Origin of the sequence: Arsukibacterium sp. (assembly GCF_036735525.1) — a bacterium.
GTDB lineage: Bacteria > Pseudomonadota > Gammaproteobacteria > Enterobacterales > Alteromonadaceae > Alishewanella.
In genome coordinates this window covers 1-2900 of record NZ_DAINOE010000169.1, presented here as the reverse complement: position 1 = coordinate 2900, position 2900 = coordinate 1, and the positions used below count along the sequence as shown (strand labels likewise).

3 protein-coding genes are annotated in these 2900 nt (G+C 51.3%); all 3 read left to right on the top strand.

What is annotated here, in order from left to right; translation table 11 throughout:
* A partial coding sequence (locus V7D78_RS16785; protein ID WP_333609600.1) for a tRNA1(Val) (adenine(37)-N6)-methyltransferase occupies positions 1-787 on the top strand: 787 nt, incomplete at its 5' end.
* A 199-nt stretch (positions 788-986) separates the two neighbouring features.
* The gene (locus V7D78_RS16780) at positions 987-1883 is read left to right on the top strand and encodes an MlaA family lipoprotein (RefSeq protein ID WP_333609599.1); all 897 of its coding nucleotides are present in this window, start codon (positions 987-989) and stop codon (positions 1881-1883) included.
* Positions 1867-2900, top strand: a 1034-nt coding sequence (locus V7D78_RS16775) for an MMPL family transporter (protein WP_333609598.1), incomplete at its 3' end; no start/stop codon positions are given. The genes V7D78_RS16780 and V7D78_RS16775, both read left to right, overlap by 17 nt.

The following is a 2900-nucleotide window of genomic DNA, read 5'->3' as shown; positions in this document are numbered from 1 at the left end:
GGCTGTGACATTGTGCGCAGTGGCCGTTAAGATGCACGGCGGAGGGCTTATGTCAGCAGGTTTTCAATGTAAACAATTCTTTGTTGCTCATGATCAGTGCGCAATGAAAGTTGGCACCGATGCACTGATCCTGGGTGCTTGGGCGTCGTTACCCGCCACTGGCCCTATACTGGATATAGGGGCAGGGTCGGGCATTCTGAGCCTGATGCTGGCACAGCGCAGCCTGGGGTTGCAAGCTATTACCGCCATTGAGCTGGATAGTGCCGCCGCGCAACAGGCAACCGCCAATGTGCAGCGCAGCCCCTGGCCTGCAACCGTGCGCGTGATTAAGGGCGATATTCTAACCTATCAAACTGCCGAGCGTTACGCTTTAATTGTGTCAAACCCGCCTTTTTTTCAGGCATCCTTGCCAAGCCCTGATGCGGCGCGCCAGCAAGCCCGCCATAATGATAGCCTGCCCTTTGCCGCCTTGCTGCACAAAGCCGCCGATTTATTGGCCGAGGGGGGCGAGTTTTCGCTGATTTTACCGCCTGACAGTGCCACTGTGTTTTGTCAGTTGGCGCTTAACAGCGGCTTGCAATTACAACGAAGTACATCGGTATATGCGCAGCCTGGCAAACCACTGCGCCGGTTGTTGCTGAGTTTTCGCCGTGCTATGGCCCAACCTGATGGGGCGACTGTTGCAAATTACACTCTGCCCGATGATGAATTAATGATTCAGCAGGATAGGGGCAGTTACAGCGAGCAATACCGCCAGTTGCTCAAGGATTTTTATCTGAAGTTTTAATTTGAGTATATCCGCAAGCCAACGACAGCTGCCAGGCTCTATTGAGGTAATTCAGCGTTGGGTTATTAAGTCATCATTAATGTTAAATTAGTTTTAATAGTGCTGGCGCGTCTTTTGGGTGTATCGTGGTATGCTGTTGGTCAATGTTATGGTCATGGTCAGGTGCAACGGGTGCCGCAACCTTATACGGAGTATCAGGATGACACATCGTTACAGCCTTATCTGTATGCTGATATGTTGGCTGTCTGCTTGTGCCAGCAATACCGAGTTAGCTGAAGACAGTAGCAGCCAGAGTGTCAGGGCCAGTGAGCAAGCCGCTCAGCCCACTGCAGACAGCGGGCAGGCTAGCGCCGCCAAGCGGCTGGCGGCCGGCCAAACAACCCGTATTACTACCTCGCAAGGCACCATTGAGATTGAACCCACTGTAGTGGATATGCAGGTACTGGCTGAGGATGCTGAGCCTGGCAGCGAGCCCGCTTCAATTTATTACGACCCGCTGGAAAGTTGGAACCGTGCAGTGTTTCGTTTTAATCATGTTTCTTACACCTATGCGTCAATTCCGTTGGCGAAAGGCTATGAAACGGTGTTGCCCTTGCCGGTGCGCGATAAGGTGGGCAATGCCTTTGCTAATATTCGCGAACCGCTTAATTTGGTCAATAACGCTTTAAGTGGCGAAATAAAAGGCGCCGGTGCCAATGTAAGCCGCTTTGTTATCAATTCTACGCTGGGGATTTTTGGCTTGTTTGACCCGGCCACCTCCTGGTTTGATATTGCCGAGTCTAAACGCAGCATAGCGGATACGCTGGGCCATTATAATGTCGGCCATGGGCCTTACCTGGTGTTGCCTATACTGGGGCAGAGCGATTTACGTGGCGCGACTTCAGTAGTAGGTGAGGCGGTATTTCACCCGCTTAATCAGGTGCTTGATACGCCTGATTTGTATTATGTACAGGGCCTAAATATTACCAATAGCTTTGCCGATCGCGCCAAGCTGTACCAAACCCTGTATCAGCAATCTGCCGATCCCTACATTTATTTTCGTAACCAGCATTTGCAAGCACTAAAACGGGACCAAGCCTTTGTTAAACCAGACTAAGCAACGGGGCATTACCGGCCATTTAGCTCACTTTATAGTGCGCTGTCGCTGGGCAATTATTCTGCTGTTTATGTTGCTGAATGCCGTGCTCAGCAGTTTTTTATCGCAGTTTCGCATAGATGCATCCGCCGAAACCTTACTGGTTAAAAACAATGCGCTCTACATAAAAAGTCAGCTGGCAAATCAGCGCTTTTCACCCGATGAATTTATTCTGGTAGCTTATCAGCCCAAAGACCGCGAGCTGTTTTCTGCACAAACTTTTCAGGATATTGCCGCGTTAAGTGGCGAATTTGCGCAATTAGAACGGGTAAGCTCGGTAACCTCGATGCTGACAGTGCCGCTGTTGGCCGACGCCAGTGCTTTTACCTCTGGCGCGGATGTTGCCAGCCTGACCTGGCAGCAGCAACAATACGCACCGGCCCAGATGCGCCAATTACTTAGCGGCCACCCGATTTTTACCGACTTACTGCTCAATAAAGCCCACACCGCGGCCGGTATTCAAATTGTGTTTGCCGCCAATGAGCAGCTTAGCGCGCTGGAGCAGCAAATACTGGCTATTCAGCAGCTCACCTTAAACCGTGAACTGGATGACGCTGAACAGACAGCGCTAAAACAGCTGCAACAGCAAGCCGATCCGCTACGCCAGCAACTGACGTTACAGCGCCAGCAGGAAATTGCAGAGATTGCCCGCATTACCGGGCAGGTCAGTGAGCGGGCTGATACCTATACCGGCGGCGCTTATGTGGTAGGCCAGCACCTGATCACTATGATTAAAAGTGATCTCACTACCTTTGGGGTGGCCATCGCATTCATTATTGCGCTATTACTGCTGCTGATTTATCGCAGCTGGCGCTGGGTGTTTTTTCCGCTGCTCAGTTGTGCCGTCAGCGTGCTTTTGAGTTGCGGGTTATTTGGCTTACTGGATATCCGCACTACGGTGATTTCGGCTAACTTTATTGCCTTGCAGCTTATTCTGACGCTGGCGGTGATGATCCATTTGCTGGGAGCTTATCGCGA

Bases quoted from the DNA above. Each gene is read 5' to 3' on its own strand.
- V7D78_RS16780 (WP_333609599.1), top strand. From the start codon at position 987: ATGACACATCGTTACAGCCTTATCTGTATGCTGATATGTTGGCTGTCT.